The following is a 16,103-nucleotide window of genomic DNA, read 5'->3' as shown; positions in this document are numbered from 1 at the left end:
CCGAAAAAGAATAACAGGCCCCTATTTCTCGCATACTATACCAAAAATGCGTGAAAGGGGGCCTGTTTTTTATGTTTCCATTAATTACGAACATGGAAGAATTCTTGATTTATATGGGGGGCGGCTTTCAGTACTTACCTGCCCATCTCGGCGATGAAGCGGGAGGTGCGGGTCTTTCGTCCGAATCGCTCCCGGGGGATACCGATACACAAGCTGTGACGGGCCCGGGTAATCGCGACGTATAGGAGACGACGTTCTTCTTCAAGAGCACCGGAGCCGCCTTTTCGCAGCTCATCCAATGTGTACTCATGAGGAAGGGCACCTTCTACCAGATCGGGCAAGAAAACGTGGTCGTATTCGAGACCTTTTGCCCGATGGATACTTAAAACATGAACAGCTTCGTCCGGGAGTGGTCGCATCGTGCGCCACTCTTTTTCTTGTCGCGCCATTTGATCGATATAAGCCAAGAAATCGCTGATTGTCGCATGACGCTTGGAAGCTGCCAGTATTTGTTGCAGCTCATCGCTCCAACGTTCCCGGCCATCTTCCCGGTCTTTCGCGCGTTTTTTTAGATAGTCGCGCAGTTTGCCATCCTCAAAGATGAGCTCCAATGCCTGAGCAGGTGGAACGTCCTTGCACGCGGTGAGAATATCATTGATTTGCTGCATGTGCTTGCGCTGATACGGTTTGAGCTGTGTCAAATGCGGAAGAACGTGCAGAATCGGCTTGTCCTCGATGATTGCTTGGCTGCGCAAGGCATTCCACATTTCGGCTGAGATGTAGAGAGTCGACAATATTTCTTTAAGCGCATCGGTGTCATCCGGGTTTAACGCGAGCCGTAAGTAATTCAGCGTCCAGCGAACCGTCTGGCGTTGGTAAAAGGAATCCTCCTCTTGCGTGTAATGAAAAGGAATCCCTGCTTCGCTCAGACGCTCTAAAATGGGGCGTGCAGATTCATTGGTGCGGTACAAGATCGCGCATTCACCCAAAATGGCTCCTTGCTCACGACGATGAATAATTTCATCGACGATCCGGGAAGCTTGTTCTTCTTCGTCTTCCGGCTCGAATAAATACGTGTCGCCTTCCTCGCGATGAAAGGACTGACATTCCTTTGCCCAACGCTCCCGGTTGTGACCGATCAGCGAGTAGCCAAGACTGACGATCGAAGAATGGGAACGGTAGTTGACCTCGAGTGTAAAAGTCGACGCCTGTGGGAAGTCTTTGGTGAAGCCCAAGATGTACTGGGGATCACTGCCGCGAAAGCCGTAAATGGACTGATCGTCATCCCCGATGACACACAAATTGTTTTGTGGAGCAGCTAGCAGCTTGACTGTCTCATACTGAATGCGATTGATATCCTGAAACTCATCGACCATCACATAGGTGATGCGTTCCTGATAACGGCGCAGGAGTCCTGAATCATCGCGCAGCATTTCGTAGCAGCCAATAAGCATGTCGTCAAAGTCAAACCAATGATGCTTTTTCTTCGTGGCCTCGTACAGAGGATAAAGCTGGATCGCCCGTTTTTCTGCATCGTTCGTTGCTTCCCGATACGCGACCTCATGGGGGAGGATGTATTCGTTTTTCCAACGGCTGATAATGCCGAGTGCTTCGGTGATCTCTGTTTCTTTTAACGTGGCAAGGTCATCATGACCGAGCAGTGCGCCAGTCTCACGCATCAACCGCCATTTTTGCCAATCCTTTTTCAAGAGGCGCTGCTGATCCCAGCGTTCTGGCTGGTGATGTAGGAGCATTCGGTAAAAGATGCTGTGGAACGTACCGGCAATCAGCTCACGTGCTTGTCCAGCGGGTAGCTGCCGGGCAATGCGCTGACGGATTTCATCGGCGGCTTTGGTCGTAAAGGTCACGACCATGATTTGATTCGGCTTTACGCCCAACTCACAGATCAAGTGAGTCGTGCGAGCCGTCATAACGCGCGTCTTGCCACTTCCGGCTCCGGCGAGGATTAGAAAAGGTCCCTCGGTAGCGTGCACCGCTTGCTGTTGTCCCGGATGCAGCGGTTGATCACGCATTTGCTCAGCCATGTGAGAGATGGTCTTCTTCGGCATCAAGCGTTTGCGGAAAACCGGTGGCTTCGGAGCTGGCGGGGGAGGCGTCGTGCTCGTGCCAATCGTTCTCTTTTTCGGAAGGCGAAAGGAGCCGATGGTCGCTGTATCTACTTCGTCTATGGATGCACTGTGTTCCTTGGTTGAGAAAGCGAGTGGTTCTTTCGTGTTGTCGTCACTGTCGCTGTGATCCTTTTCGGCCGTAGCAGTCAAGACAGCCTGAAAGGCAGTGGCAGCCGTCTCGTTAATCGCTTGTAGCGAATCGAGAGGAGCTGGACCATTTTCCGTCAGAAGCGGGCACTCTGCTCCTTCAGGATGGAAGAAATGCGGCTCAAAGCTAATGCCAGCATGAAGACGAAGCGCTGATGCACAGGCTGGACAGCGTACCTTGTCCTGCCGGGCAGCCATGCGCCAAAACGGTATGCGGTTGTAGTTCTCTGGTAGCAACAGGATGGGTTTGTTGTCTAGTAAAGCGTAGTTCATCATGACACCTCGGAAACAAGAAGTGCCCCCTGTCGGCAGGGGACACTTGCCATTATGGTTGTTCTTTTCGATTAGGAGTGTAACGACACGATGTCCTCCGGGACAGCGGACGAATCTTCTGCTCCCAAATACGTGATGCTCACCCGTGTGATGCGATGGTTTTCCAGTTCACTGATCGAAAAAAGATAGCCTTGGAATGTGACGGTTTTGCCTTTCGCGACCTCTTCATTTAACTGGCTGTAGAGCCATCCGGCAATGGTATCGACTTCGTCGGAAACGACTTCAATCGATATGTAATCATTCAGTTCTGTCAAGAGAGTTTTGCCGGAAACCGAGAGCGTATTGCTGGAGCTTTCTTCAATTTCAGGGCGCTCATTTTCATCGAACTCATCCTGAATATCACCGACGATTTCCTCCAAAATGTCCTCCATCGTTAACAGCCCTGCTGTACCTCCGTATTCGTCAATCACGATGGCGAGCTGGGAGCGGCGTTTTTGCATTAAGCGCAAGACATGGCTAATTTCCATAGACTCCGGCACCGTCAATAGAGGGCGGAGAAAATCATTTAGCTCAGCCTTTCCTGTCGTCAACGCAGAGAGGTAAAAATCTGAGGTGTGCACAAAGCCAATCAGCCTGTCCTTATCCTCATGGGCGACGGGAAAGCGTGAATGGCGAGACTCTCTCATGATTTCGAGGTTTTCGTCAAACGTGTTGTCGTCGTAAAGGCAAATCATATCAATCCGTGGGATCATAATTTCCCGGGCAAGACGTTCGGAAAACACGAAGACATTGTCGACCAACGCCATCTCGGTCTGGTCAATGTGACCACTTTTATGACTCTGATTCATGAGAAGGCGGATTTCTTCTTCTGTATGAGCAGATTCGTTTTCGGTGGCAGGCTCGATTCCAAGGCGTCTGATCAGTAAATTGGCTGCTCCGTTTAAAAACCAGATGAGCGGATAGCTCAGCTTGTAGAAAAACATGAGTGGTGCAGCAGTCCATAGGGAAGTGGCCTCTGCTTTTTGGATCGCCAAAGACTTGGGCGCAAGCTCTCCGAAGACGATATGTAAAAATGTGATAATAGCAAAGGAGATTGCAAGTGAGGTCGGACCGACCAAATAAGTTGGGAAATGAAATAATGCCATGACGGGCGCGACGTAATGGGCGACGGCAGGTTCACCTACCCAGCCTAACCCCAATGAAGCCAGCGTTATTCCGAGCTGGCAGGCGGACAGATAGGCGTCGAGCTCTCGCGTGACTTTTTGCGCGTAGCGGGCACTTTTGTTATTGCCTTCACTGACGAGCTGAGTCAGACGTGTTTGGCGAACTTTTACCAACGAGAATTCTGCTGCGACGAAGAAGCCGTTCAGAAGAACCAAAAATACCACGAGCAGCAGATTCAGCGTAATCTCCCCTATCGGACTCTCCAAGCACACCTCCGCCTCCCGCAGTGCGAAAGGTGGAGAATTCACCTCCGATACGATAATGGTATTTTACATGTACGACCAAAAACGGATAAATATTCGATCTAAAACCTGCAATGGATATGCTTTTCATGAGCCATGCCTCAGGTTTTCTTGTTACTCGTAAGTATACCAATAGGTCAACCGAACAGTCAAAACGTTCCGATTTGAACGAGCGCATTCTTAGGCAATGCTTGGACATACCTGCTTCTTTCTGATCATAAATATAAACGAGCACGGTCCAAGGAGGGGAGCAACGTGTACTGGCTGCAAAAAGGTGTAGCGATTCTCACAGGAAGCGTGCTTCTAGGCATAGGAGTCAATCTGTTTTTGGTTCCGCACCGCCTGATGGACGGGGGCATGATTGGGATCGGTTTGTTGGCGACGTATTACATGCAGATGCCTCCGGGTCTCGTGATGATTTTGGTAAGTATTCCTGTGTATGTCATCGTCTTTTTTTATGATCGCAGATTGTTTTTTCACAGCTTTCACGGCATGCTGATTTCTGCTTTCTTTATAGATATTCTCTCGGATATGCGTGGTTGGAATCTATGGTCAACATCCTTTTCCGCAATTACTGGTGGCGTGTTAATTGGCATGGGGATCGGCTTGATGCTTGCCTACGAGACGAATACGGGCGGGACAGACCTGCTCGCGCAATTTCTTGCCAGACGATACAAGCTGCGCATTGCCTTGCTGATTTTTCTAATCGATGGGCTGATCGTACTCGGCTCGATTCAGACGATCGGGATGGAGAGAATGATTTTCTCTTTGCTGACGATCGTCGCAGTGGCAGCGACTACGCATATGTTCAGTGGACTCGGACGACCTTTACCACCGTATACGATCATTGGCCCGCTTCTTTCGCCCAAAATAGATGGTCGCTCGTCGCGGCTCTATGTAAACAAGAACACGAGAAATAGGAACGGGGAAGGGGAAGGCGATATTTTGGAGAAAATAAATAGGAAAAGGATGAAATGAGGGAGTGCTGTGTCTGGACAAGCATTTCAAATGATAACGGAGCGTGTCGGCTATTTTCCCGGTCATGTTAACATAGGCCTCGTCATTGGTGAGCATGGAGCAATCCTGATTGATTCTGGTCTGGATACCCAAAACGCAAAAAAAATCAAAAAAGGACTGGACGTTATCGCCCAGCCCTTGTGTGCAATCATTCAGACACACTCTCATGCCGACCATTTCGGTGGAAACGCCTACTTGCTCGGATGCTGGCCCGAAGCAAGGGTCTATGCGCCACCGCTGGAAGAGGCGATCATTCGGAATCCGATACTTGAGCCCATTTACTTGAACGTGGGTGCAGCACCACTTGAGGATCTCAAAAACAAGTTTTTGCTGGCGCAACCTTCTCGGGTGGACCACCTCCTTCCACTGGATGAAGGGATCGAGATAGATGGCGTACCTTTCTTTATCCTTTCTCTGCCGGGGCATAGCTGGCAACAGGTTGGCGTCGTCTGTGACGAGATTTGCTTCGCTGCCGACAGTTATTTAGGCGAAGAGGTTTTGGAAAAGCACAAGCTGCCGTTTCTTGTGGATGCGCATGAGACTCTACTCAGTCTTCATAAACTGCTTGCAACCAACTACAGGGGATACTTGCCTGGGCACGGAGCATATACCACCACCTCTCATGATGCCGTGAACAAAAATATTGCTTGGCATGAGCGGATTTTCTCGGTGATCTGCGACATTTTAGTAGAGGAGAGAACACCAGAAGAAGCATTAACTCTCCTGTGTGAGCGTTTACACATTTCCATAGAAAATGCTTCGAGCTACGTCCTGTTTCGGACGGCGTTTATGGGTTACTTGGTCGGGCTTCAAAAAACAAAGAGGGTGGCATACCGATTTGAACATAATCGGTGGTTGTGGAGAACTGTTCAGGATGGAGCGGAGGGAGCAGAAAGGTAATCGGCGATTTCTGCTAGCTTATGCTCTGCAGCTTCGCGGACGGCCTTGGGAATGAAAAAAACTTCTTCGGATGCGGTGTTCATATAAAACTTTGCTTCCAAATACGGATGACCCAGTTTGACATTCAGTTCCCCTTTTCCGGTCGTTGTGCTGGTGTAATTCGTCGGGATGCGCAAAAAATATGCGCTGCTGCTGGCGGAGTCGTACATGACGACATCGTATGTTGGCATACTGTCGCCGCCTGATCGATGAAAGCCTTGTTGCCGCAGCATTTTGTCAACATAAGAGAGTGGCTGAACGACACCGGTAAGGGTCTTGTTTTTTAACCGCATGGACATCCTCCTCGGTTCAACCATTGAGAAATCGAGCTTATTCTCATACTATGTACGGCAATATCAATTCAGACTTGTAGAAAAAGAAAAGAAGGAGTGGACGAGGATGGAACTTATAGCAGATTTGCATACACATACAAAGGCTTCAGACGGTACCTGCGAACCTGCGGAAAACGTACGTTTGGCGAAGGAGTCTGGACTTGCTGCACTGGCGATCACGGATCACGACACGGTAGCAGGGATTCCAGAAGCAATGGAGGCTGCCCGCGCACTCGGCGTGGAAATCATTCCGGGAGTCGAAGTGAGCTCCGTAGGGAAGGGGCAGGATATTCACGTTCTCGGCTATTTTGTCCCGTATGAAGACCCAGCTTTTGAAGAGCGTCTCTTCCGTTTGCGAGAGACAAGACATGAGCGTAACCAACTGCTGATAGCACGGCTGCAGGAGCTCGGTATCGACATTTCATTGGAAAAGGTATACCGCCGCAAGCAGGGCACGGACAAAAACATCGGGCGACCGCATATTGCAGAAGAACTGATTGAGCTGGGGATCGTTTCAACGATCGCGGAGGCCTTTGATAAGTACTTGGGCAAAGGGGGAGCTGCTTATGTCAATCCTCCACGCATTACCCCGCAGGAAGCAATCACGCTGATCAAAGAGGCTGGCGGAGTGGCGGTGCTGGCTCACCCGGGTCTGTATGACGATGATGAGCTGGTCCAGGAGTTGATTGTATTCGGATTGGACGGGATTGAAGTGAACCACCCGGACAACGATGAGGTACAAAAAATGCGCTACAGCAAATGGGCAGCACAATACGGACTTGTTATAACGGGCGGTTCTGATTTCCATGGCTGGCGTGGAGAGGAGCCGTTTCATGCGATGCTCGGTTCTCATACCGCAACGATGGATGCTGTTGAACAGATACGTGCGATTGCGGCGAAGCGGAAGGCGTAATTCATCCATACGTAATGGTAAGGACCCTCTTCTCTTTTATGGGAAGAGGGCTTTTTGTGAACCTATAACAAGGCGAGTAGAAATGATATCCCTAACCACAAGCATAGAGGGGTGAACAATGCCGTATCTTGACGAGCAAACTTCGTATTTTTTACTTTTTTAAAAAAGCCAATGTAGTTGAAGTCTCCCACAGCCCGCAGGACAAATACAGCGGCACAGACAATGCATCCCCATTGAATCAAAGAACGGGTTATAACGGGTGGGAGATAACCGCTCTGGGCAAGCAAAAGGTAAGCGGCACAAGTCAACAAGCAGGCAACGACGATCGTTCCGCCTTTCCGAGGGGAAAAAGTTCGACGTGAATGATCAGCTGTTGTGGGAATGACGGAATCGGTCCCCCATTTTCCTCCGAAGGCCCAATAAAAATGCAGCAAGGACACGATGACTAAGAAGATAGCAGATGAGATGGGGAAAACATGCGTCATGGGAATGCCTCCTATTGATTTAAAAGGTTTTGTGAAAGATACGCATCCGTATGTTTTGGGCAAAAAAATCTCTGCGCAGTATAGCCTGTCAGGCAGAGAGGGGAATCAAATCCAAGTCATAAAATGATGCAAGGGTTCGGACATATCGAAAGGTGCTTCTAGCTCTCGGCGCACGAGCCAACCAACATAGAGGAGGTACGCGAGCTGGGCGCGTGCCTTTGCTTCAGCGGAAGCCAGCCCTTTTTTCTCATATAATGTGGCCACGAAGCCGATTCTGCGCTTTTCGATTTCCACGAGACGTTTGGAAAGGGCAGGATGCTGCTTCGCCCAGTTGTAGATAGCGGCTTCGATTTTTCGCTCGCTGTTAAAAACACTCGACAACAGCTGTTCCAACGACATGTTGTCAGCGTGTGGCGCTCGAATGATCCGCTCTGTCGCATGCTCCTCCCAATATTCGATCATGGAGTCCAGTAGCGCTTGACGATCTGGAAAGTGATGATAAAAGCTCCCTTTGCTGATCTTCAGTTTTCTGGCGAGAGGTTCCACACGAACAGCGTCAATGCCTGCTTCAGCCAACATATCAAGTCCTGCCCGAATCCAATCTTCACGTACGTATTGCATGGTTCACCTCAAAAGATACGGTATCGTATGTTTCTGGTTCCATGTTATTCCACCGGGAGTGAAGTGTCAAGAAGCATTGATTTTTGTATTGACATTCACACTAGTGTAAACCTTTAGAATCGCAATCAAGAGAGATAGATCTTGCATGTAGCGTCAGATCATCTCACTTGCAAAGTATAAAATGAATGGAGTGTCAAACGATGAAATCAACATCAATTCCAGCGTCTGTATCAGTCATTGGCCTTGGCAATATGGGAGTAGCACTCGCGGATGCTTTTCTAAATGGTGGTCATCCAACGACTGTCTGGAACCGTTCAGCAGATAGAGCCAAAGGTCTCGTCGAGAAGGGAGCAGTGCTGGCGGGCAGTGTAGCAGAGGTAATCACGGCAAGCAGCTTGGTCGTTGTCTGCTTATCGACCTACAAAGTCATGCAAGACCTGCTAGAGCCCTTGGAAAATGAATTATCAGGGCGTGTCATCGTTAACCTTACCACCGGAACCCCGGAGGATGCACGCAAGTCTGCCAAGTGGGTAAGCGAGCGCGGTGGGCAATATCTCGATGGAGCGATTATGGCTGTTCCTCAAATGATTGGACTGCCTGAAACACTCATTTTCTACGGCGGGTCGAAGGCGCTATTTGAAGCATATGAACCGACATTGAAGCTGCTGGGAGGTAACGCTGCCTATCTCAGTGAAGACCATGGCGTGCCGTTGATCTACGATTTGTCGCTGCTCACCATGATGTATGGCGCTTGGTATGGTTCTCTGCATGCGCATGCCTTGTTAAGTACGGCAAACATAACGGCGACAGAGTTTCTTCCATACGCAACCAGCTGGATTCATCACTTGATTGCCCCGCTCTTATCAGATCCGGTTGCCGCACGTGCACGTGATGAAGGAAACTTCACGACCGATGTGTCCAACATGAATACGAATAAACTCGGACTTGAACACATTATCCATGCCAGTAAGGAACAGGGAATCCCCGTTGATTGGTTAACGCCGTTGCTAGCATTGGCCACACAGAAAGTAGCAGAGGGCCACGGTGCAGACTCTTTTGAACGAGTGATTGAGGCAATCCGGAAACCACAGCTGATTTAATGCCTTTCTCGGGTGCCAATGAAAAACAACCTCGCTTCGCATGATGATCATAGCGAAAACGAGGTTGTTTTTCTATCTGAGGGATGGGGCTGCACGTAGCTTCTGTTATTCGCGAATGGATTTGACCATCGCAATATGCTCGATACCCGCATCATCAAACAAGTCGCCAAAAGGTTCATAGCCGAGCTTTTCATAAAACCGTTGGGCTTGCGTCTGTGCGTTCAGCTTCAGGCTGTCATACCCGTGTTGTTTGGCCAACTCTTCCATCGCGAGCATGATTTGGCGGCCCAGTCCGGTACCGCGTTCTGTTTTGGCAACCGCTACCCGTTCAATTTTTCCTACCCCAGGTGCGTAGGTACGGAGACGGCTTGCCCCCACTGGATTTCCTTCGCGGTAGACTACAAAATGAATCGTCCCGCTATCCAATGTATCATGCTCATCTATTTCCAACTCTTCTGGTACTTCCTGTTCCTCGATGAAAACGACTCGGCGTACGGACAGGGCATCCGCCAATTCTTGTTCAGTGGTGACTCTTTGGATCTGGTAGGTTTGCAGGTTCATCGGTATTCGTCCTTTGTTAGAAAATATCCCTCCCTACGACGGATACGCAGGGAGGGTTGATGATTGAGGAAAGGGTGTTTATTTTTTGAGAAGGAAAGTCTGGTAAACGCTCCAGATGCCATCCTCGAGTTGATAAACCAAGTGGAAGCGATCAATCTCGCTGTTCAGGTCAATTTTTGCCATGCTCAGTTGGCCGGTTACATCCCGCAGCTCATCGTCGGACAGGTCGCGCCCGATGGTCAGATGCGGTACGTATGCGTAGGTTTCTTTTTCATTCACACACTGATTGGCAATCTTTTGATGCAGCTCGTTAAATGGTTCTTTGTTTTGCACAGCCAAATAGATCACGTTGTTGGTAGGGTGGAAAGAAGATACCCGATGGAAATGAGCCGAAAAGCTGTCGGTAGAGGAGGCAACCTGCTCCAGATGGCTCACCAGCTCAGGAAGCTTGGCTTCGTCCAGCTCAAAGGCTTCCTTCAAACGGATATACGGAGGAACCAAAGCATAGCCCGGGTCATAACGTTTCCGGTAAGAATTGGCTACTTCTTGCACCTTGCTAGATGGGAATATAACGATACTGTACATCATCAGAACCACTCCTCCTTACTATCTATCATGCTCTACAAGATATTATTTTAACAGAAAATTCTTCATTTGTGTAATGTTAAGCGTGGGTCTGTATATTCCTTGTGTCAAAGGAAAGACTGTGTAGTGCAAGGAGGTGCCGCACTGCATGTATACGGCTATGATGATCACATTCATTTTTCTGGTTCTGCTTCTACTGTCTGTGCTGACCTTCACGATCTTGACTGCGATACGAAAAGGAGAATTCGAAGAAGCACTCGTATCGACTATCAAGGATGAAGGTCCACAAGAAGAACAGCCACGGTAAGTTTACCCGTAAAGCGTCTTAAGCATACGCGGCAGATTGCGCTGCCAGTGGCCCCACGTATGGTCACCCTCAAACGTTTCATAAACGAGGGTGGCTTTTTTCGTGCCCAAAATCTCGCGAAGCTCTTCATTTGCCGCAAGAAGATTCAATGTGCCGCGGCCCGTGCTTACTGCCGTTTCCTCCGTCCCGATCTCCAAATAAATGGTCTGCGGCACGGAAAATTCAGCTTCAGCTATCAGACGATTTAACTTTGCGTCCATGGCAATCGACTGGCAGGCAACTTGTCCAAACGTATGGGGATAGTGAAGAGCAGTGAACAGAGAGACAACCCCGCCCAAAGATTCGCCTAGAAGTGTTCGTGCGTTCCCCAAAGGATGTGTGGAGTAATGCGTATCGACATAGCTCACGACTTCATCGGCGAGGAAGCGACGGTAGGCCATATGCTCCTTGCCATCCGGATGATAGCGGTCGTTCCGTTTGCTTTTCTCAACAGGGAGAAAGACAGCGATGATATCAGGCAATTCTTTGTCCCGATTCAATTGATCTAGCAAAGAAGCCATCCTGCCCATTGCCAAGTAATCTTCTCCGTCCTGCACATAAAGGACTGGATACGAGTAGAGTGGCGAGTAGCGTTGGGGTGTGTAGACAATCAGCTTTTCCGGCGTCCCCAAATGCCGGCTTTCCAAGATGATTTCCTCAAGGGCCACTGCGGTGTCCTCCTTATTGGGATCTTCTATTCATTATTATACAGGAGTGAGCGGGCATGCCCAACAGTTTGGGTGCAGGGTCAGTCAGGCTGTGGGCGAAAGATTGTCGCAATTTGGTCAGCGTGTGATACTATGGTAGGAAACGACTTCACTCGATTTGTGGAAGGGGTTGTCTCTTATATGAAGAAGCAAGTACACAGCATCGAAGTCAGAAACGCTGCTCTCGCACGTTTGGCAGAACGCGGAGTGACGATGGATGATATCGCAGAGATCGTCTATCTCATGCAATCACCTTACCATCCAGATCTCACGATGGCGCAGTGCATCGAGAGCGTGAAAGCGGTCTTGGAAAAAAGGGAAATGCAGCACGCCATCCTGGTTGGCGTTGAGTTGGATACGTTAGCAGAGAAGGGCCTCTTGTCCGAGCCGCTCCAATCTATCATCGCGTCAGATGAAGGACTGTTCGGATGCGACGAAACATTGGCGCTAGGCTCCGTATTTGGATATGGAAGTATCGCGGTGACCACCTTTGGCCATTTGGATAAGCACAAGGTCGGGGTGATTAAAAGGCTGGATACCAAGTCGGGAGAGGGACGTGTTCACACATTTTTGGACGACCTCGTGGCGAGTGTGGCAGCCAATGCGTCTAGCCGTATGGCCCATCGGATGAGAGATGAGCAGGAGGCGGAATTGACACGAAATGAGGCGTTGAAGCAACAGGAAGCCGAGCTGCGTGTCGAGGAGAAAGGGAAAGGGACGGAGCAGGCGGGGTAGGTTAGGGTTGCGATGAGGAAGTTTGTCTCGATCATTACCTAATTATCTTGTTTGTTGTTGTACCCTTTATTGGATCGTCTTTAGACTGGCAGAAGCCAATTCTTCACTGGTGTAGCTCATATGCTTGATGGCGTCATGTTTGATGTGATGCCATCAAGTAGGTAATCCCCATGTTTAGTAGGGGGGATGTGGGTCGCAGCGGTGGGGAATGGCTTTTTTGTTGGGGTCTTGGGTAAGCATATATAGCTGAAACGAGATGACGAGGCTTTTTACATGGTAAAAGCAAGACTGATATCACTGGGTTTCTTAGTGTTCTTTTGGTACGAGTGAAAATTTTTACAAGAAATTATTCATTTCCTCTTGAAATCCATTTTACGATGCTGTATAGTAATAAATGTGATCGACGTCCGATACGATTCGGGCCCTTAGCTCAGTTGGTCAGAGCGGTCGGCTCATAACCGATTGGTCGTAGGTTCGAGTCCTACAGGGCCCACCATTAAACGATCACACACATATCCCATGATCCGGTAGCTCAGTTGGGAGAGCACCATCTTGACAGGGTGGGGGTCGCTGGTTCGAACCCAGTCCGGATCACCATAGTATGAACGTTAGAACCCTTGAGGAATCAAGGGTTTTTTATTTTATGCTTTTGATTAGCCACAGTCACTAACCTCCATATTCTACGATTTGGGTGGCAAATACTATTCGTTTTAAAATGGGGACTTCATGAGGAAGGAGGGTGTGAATGAGTACAATTAGAGAAGGCTCTAAGGAAGGTCTTCTCGAATCTGGATTTTCTCCTGAGATTGTGGGAGCAGTCGTTGCTCTAACTAGAAATGAAGGCGAGACCTACATGGAAATTGTAAAAAGAGCGGAACTTGACCCGATAGCAAGGTTCGTTAAACTGGCAGACCTAGAAGATAACTGTGACTTGACCCGCATCCCAGATCCAACAAAAATGACCATGAACGGATGTTGCGTTACAGGAGAGCCATTAAAGAACTACTCTCTACATAAATTGGGATTTGATGAGGTTAGAATAATGAAGATAACATTAGCTGATTCATGGTTAGGGAATGATGTTGTATTTTTCTTTCAGAATAACATTCAAGAAAATAACGATGGTATTTCTAATAGGGAATTTTTATGTCCTGATGGAGCATTTGCTGCTGTGCGTAGAAGGCAAGTCGTTGTAGCAATAGATGATAACCAAATTGTAGGAGCATTACGCTTTTATCCTAGAAAGTCTGATCAAACTATTTCGCTATATCAGTTTGCAATTCGTCCAAGTCATCGAGGACAGAGGTTAATGGATAAAATGCTTCAGATCTTGGGGGAGTGCCCAATTGAGGTAATATGTCCGACTACTTCTAAAATGAATGAGTATTATGAGAAGAGTAGTTGGAGATTGAAAGAAGAAAAGACAGACAGCAACATTTGGGAATGGATGAAATGTTAATTTGATTGGAAAAGGGTGATAGAGATGGACAAAAAAGAGGTTGTCACATTTGAGCACTTTATGGCAATGTATTACTGCAATTTCAAAGAAAAGCCAACTCGCGCTACACTTAGACAATACAGTAACTTATATCGAACAATGAAGATCGAGAAGTAGTAAATATACTTCTGAGTGATTTGGCATTAATCAAGTCAGAAATCTATAACAATGAGCTGACTGATATTTTAAATCATTATGGTTTTGGAATTTCAATTAACGAATTTCGTTCATTAATTGATCCATTGATAGGTGAATTGAACGAATAAAATGACACTTTTATGAGAAATTATCACCTCCTTTCTTTAGTTGCAGCAGGGTACAAATTTTAAATCTCTTTTACTTCTCCTGTTTGTGCATTGATTTTTAGAGTAGTATCTGTTTTATGATCATAGTCGGTTGCTTTTATCAGCTAATGATCTTTCTGTCCACTTGCACTTTTAATAATGATTCCATCGTTATGTGTGTTCTTTAAGTAATTGATTGCGTGTTGAACCGCACTTTTTTCATCCATTTGATCAATAGGATTTTTACTTTCTTCTTTAATTATAAGTTTACTGAGTTCTGCGCCACTGGGATAAGACTGTGCTGATGGTGTTGTTGACCATGTAGATACTGTGTGACCAACTTCGATTTCATCATACGAGATGCTATTCCCCTTGCTATCGAGGAATACGGCTTCTTCTTTTGGGAAATACCACTCTGCTGCATAGAAATTCTCATCGCTCGTCTTGGTTTCATCATTTTCTATAACTAAGAGACCTTTTTTTTCATAATCTTTTTCAGTTACGTATCCTGTTAATGCTTGCTTTTCAACCTTCTTGTGATTAGTGGCACATCCAGTTATGAGCAATGCTGCAATGATTAATATCAAAGCCTTTTTCATTGTGTCATTTCCTTTCTTGTTCCCCATGAGAAAACCTTCTCTCATGGGGAACTTTATTTCAACTAGTTACCAGTAAAAATTGAATCAATGTTAAAATAATCTTCTATTTCGCTGATATGTGTGAAAACTCCAGTATCCGCGCTATGAACTCCTATTGCTGTTCCACCATAAAATATAGGCCCTCCGCTATCCCCTTGTACTTCTGAATAACTAGCTTGTCTCATGTTAGTAAAGTATTGTGTCTCTCCATTGGGGCTTTCTATATTCCCCCTCCAATTAGTTGATTTCAGCGTTCCACACTTCACTCTTTTCATTTGACTTCCTGAAATGCAAACAGTATCTCCAATGGTTTCATCCCTTGTTCTCTGAACCTCTGTAATAGTATTGTATTCTGATTTATAATTTCCAAAAACATAGTAAGTAGCATCATCAGATCCCTTTGTTAGTTCGATGAGTGCTGCATCCACACTACCACCGAAATTAACATCTGCAGTTTTACCAAACCTTGTTCCTCCTTGCTCAAATATATCCCCAACATTTTCCGTGCAGTGTCCAGCAGTTAAAACATAAAAATCGTTATCCTTTTGTACTGAAAACGCAGAAGTGCAACTTCTGTCTTCTGTAGTATTTTTTATTCTTAAGCCAGCTTGAATTGGTCTAAATTTGTCGCTTGGCTGAGCCTGAGCCTTGCGTGGTTCTTCTTTCTTGATAATGAAAATGTCAGCATCAAAACCTATTTCAGCCAATGCAGCCTTTTCATCTATTTTTGCCATAAGAAGCTTTGCAGCCTTTTTTTCTGATGTCTTTTCCTTTACTCCAATGTTAATTTTTTGAGTTGGCAAGTCAACATTGACAGAAACTATATCTAACCCTTTATTCTTAAGGTTTGCTGAATTTTGAAAGACATTTCTGTTATAAAATACAATAATAGGTATATTTTAGGTGAAGGTCAATCTACGATTTTTAAATCTACCAAACAATCTTACTGACATTTCCGAATATAAATATATTTTCTGTAATTTAGTTTCAATTATTCACTCAGTTAGTGAGATCTATTTCATAACTAACTCATCGTTTTACTTGTTACTTTCATATGCAATGGTTTTTTTGTTCAACCTTACGAACCAAAATGCTCTCTATTTTGTTTGCTTTACAATCCTCTAGTATCTCAAGCTCACGTTCATTGAATCCTACTTCATTCAACTTCAGCAGCATCTTTGACATCTCTTTTTGAGTAATCTGCATACCACGATATTTCTTAACATTAATGATTGAAAGAGATGTCAATAAAAGAGCTAAAAAAGGATTATATAAATTGCTAGTACCTGTTAATTTACAAGTTGTTATTGAACTAATGAAGTGGCAA

At 46.8% G+C, this 16,103-nt stretch carries 17 protein-coding genes and 2 tRNA genes; 9 read left to right on the top strand and 10 right to left on the bottom strand.

The window, feature by feature from the left end; all coding sequences use genetic code 11:
• Positions 1 to 134: 134 nt before the first annotated feature.
• On the bottom strand, positions 135 to 2,549 hold the full coding sequence (locus HP398_RS07510) for a UvrD-helicase domain-containing protein (RefSeq protein ID WP_173622323.1): 2,415 nt from the start codon (positions 2,547 to 2,549) through the stop codon (positions 135 to 137).
• A 71-nt stretch (positions 2,550 to 2,620) separates the two neighbouring features.
• Positions 2,621 to 3,985: a hemolysin family protein gene (locus tag HP398_RS07505; RefSeq protein ID WP_173622279.1), complete on the bottom strand. Its 1,365-nt coding sequence runs from the start codon at positions 3,983 to 3,985 to the stop codon at positions 2,621 to 2,623.
• A gap of 285 nt (positions 3,986 to 4,270) precedes the next feature.
• Between HP398_RS07505 and HP398_RS07500 the strand changes: the two genes are divergently transcribed.
• A complete protein-coding gene (locus HP398_RS07500) occupies positions 4,271 to 4,993 on the top strand; it encodes a YitT family protein (RefSeq protein ID WP_173622278.1) in 723 nt (240 codons plus the stop codon).
• Positions 4,994 to 5,002: 9 nt separating this feature from the next.
• Positions 5,003 to 5,932 carry an MBL fold metallo-hydrolase gene (locus tag HP398_RS07495; RefSeq protein WP_017250317.1) on the top strand — a complete coding sequence of 310 codons (930 nt, stop codon included), beginning with the start codon at positions 5,003 to 5,005 and terminating at the stop codon, positions 5,930 to 5,932.
• Here the strand turns inward: HP398_RS07495 and HP398_RS07490 are convergent.
• Entirely contained in the window at positions 5,902 to 6,264 is a 363-nt protein-coding gene (locus tag HP398_RS07490; RefSeq protein ID WP_017250316.1) for a hypothetical protein, read from the bottom strand. The genes HP398_RS07495 and HP398_RS07490 overlap by 31 nt on opposite strands.
• 106 nt (positions 6,265 to 6,370) lie before the next feature.
• On the opposite strand from HP398_RS07490, the gene HP398_RS07485 reads away from it, so the two are divergent.
• The gene (locus tag HP398_RS07485; protein ID WP_017250315.1) at positions 6,371 to 7,216 is read left to right on the top strand and encodes a PHP domain-containing protein; all 846 of its coding nucleotides are present in this window, start codon (positions 6,371 to 6,373) and stop codon (positions 7,214 to 7,216) included.
• Positions 7,217 to 7,278: 62 nt separating this feature from the next.
• On the opposite strand, the gene HP398_RS07480 is transcribed toward HP398_RS07485, so the two are convergent.
• Complete coding sequence (locus HP398_RS07480) at positions 7,279 to 7,701, bottom strand: DUF3995 domain-containing protein (protein WP_017250314.1); 423 nt, start codon at positions 7,699 to 7,701, stop codon at positions 7,279 to 7,281.
• 105 nt (positions 7,702 to 7,806) lie between these two features.
• Positions 7,807 to 8,322 (bottom strand): TetR/AcrR family transcriptional regulator, encoded by a 516-nt coding sequence (locus tag HP398_RS07475; RefSeq protein ID WP_017250312.1) that lies wholly within the window; start codon positions 8,320 to 8,322, stop codon positions 7,807 to 7,809.
• Positions 8,323 to 8,522: 200 nt separating this feature from the next.
• Between HP398_RS07475 and HP398_RS07470 the strand changes: the two genes are divergently transcribed.
• Positions 8,523 to 9,422: an NAD(P)-dependent oxidoreductase gene (locus HP398_RS07470; protein WP_017250311.1), complete on the top strand. Its 900-nt coding sequence runs from the start codon at positions 8,523 to 8,525 to the stop codon at positions 9,420 to 9,422.
• Between the two features lie 105 nt (positions 9,423 to 9,527).
• Here HP398_RS07470 and HP398_RS07465 read toward each other — a convergent pair whose 3' ends face one another.
• Together HP398_RS07465 and HP398_RS07460 are read right to left on the bottom strand one after the other, a co-directional pair.
• Positions 9,528 to 9,983 carry a GNAT family N-acetyltransferase gene (locus tag HP398_RS07465; RefSeq protein WP_017250310.1) on the bottom strand — a complete coding sequence of 152 codons (456 nt, stop codon included), beginning with the start codon at positions 9,981 to 9,983 and terminating at the stop codon, positions 9,528 to 9,530.
• Positions 9,984 to 10,061: 78 nt separating this feature from the next.
• Positions 10,062 to 10,571, bottom strand: a complete 510-nt coding sequence (locus HP398_RS07460) for a YjcG family protein (RefSeq protein WP_017250309.1) — start codon at positions 10,569 to 10,571, stop codon at positions 10,062 to 10,064.
• A gap of 145 nt (positions 10,572 to 10,716) precedes the next feature.
• On the opposite strand from HP398_RS07460, the gene HP398_RS07455 reads away from it, so the two are divergent.
• A complete protein-coding gene (locus HP398_RS07455) occupies positions 10,717 to 10,875 on the top strand; it encodes a hypothetical protein (RefSeq protein WP_017250308.1) in 159 nt (52 codons plus the stop codon).
• A gap of 2 nt (positions 10,876 to 10,877) precedes the next feature.
• On the opposite strand, the gene HP398_RS07450 is transcribed toward HP398_RS07455, so the two are convergent.
• Positions 10,878 to 11,582, bottom strand: a complete 705-nt coding sequence (locus HP398_RS07450; protein WP_017250307.1) for an alpha/beta hydrolase — start codon at positions 11,580 to 11,582, stop codon at positions 10,878 to 10,880.
• A gap of 180 nt (positions 11,583 to 11,762) precedes the next feature.
• Between HP398_RS07450 and HP398_RS07445 the strand changes: the two genes are divergently transcribed.
• The 4 genes from HP398_RS07445 (at position 11,763) to HP398_RS30865 (ending at position 13,815) form a co-directional block, all read left to right on the top strand.
• Entirely contained in the window at positions 11,763 to 12,356 is a 594-nt protein-coding gene (locus HP398_RS07445) for a phosphatidylglycerophosphatase A family protein (RefSeq protein ID WP_017250306.1), read from the top strand.
• Between the two features lie 419 nt (positions 12,357 to 12,775).
• Positions 12,776 to 12,852, top strand: a tRNA-Ile gene (locus HP398_RS07440).
• A 25-nt stretch (positions 12,853 to 12,877) separates the two neighbouring features.
• Positions 12,878 to 12,953, top strand: a tRNA-Val gene (locus tag HP398_RS07435).
• A gap of 148 nt (positions 12,954 to 13,101) precedes the next feature.
• Complete coding sequence (locus HP398_RS30865) at positions 13,102 to 13,815, top strand: GNAT family N-acetyltransferase (RefSeq protein WP_254475918.1); 714 nt, start codon at positions 13,102 to 13,104, stop codon at positions 13,813 to 13,815.
• A gap of 448 nt (positions 13,816 to 14,263) precedes the next feature.
• Here HP398_RS30865 and HP398_RS07420 read toward each other — a convergent pair whose 3' ends face one another.
• Together HP398_RS07420 and HP398_RS07415 are read right to left on the bottom strand one after the other, a co-directional pair.
• Entirely contained in the window at positions 14,264 to 14,764 is a 501-nt protein-coding gene (locus HP398_RS07420) for a DUF3221 domain-containing protein (protein WP_254475915.1), read from the bottom strand.
• A 35-nt stretch (positions 14,765 to 14,799) separates the two neighbouring features.
• Complete coding sequence (locus HP398_RS07415; protein ID WP_173622276.1) at positions 14,800 to 15,579, bottom strand: S1 family peptidase; 780 nt, start codon at positions 15,577 to 15,579, stop codon at positions 14,800 to 14,802.
• Between the last annotated feature and the right edge of the window lie 524 nt (positions 15,580 to 16,103).

Origin of the sequence: Brevibacillus sp. HB1.4B (genome assembly GCF_013284285.1) — a bacterium.
Taxonomy (GTDB): domain Bacteria; phylum Bacillota; class Bacilli; order Brevibacillales; family Brevibacillaceae; genus Brevibacillus; species Brevibacillus porteri.
The sequence above is the reverse complement of the archived record's forward strand: the minus strand, read 5'-3'. Positions and strand labels throughout refer to the sequence as shown.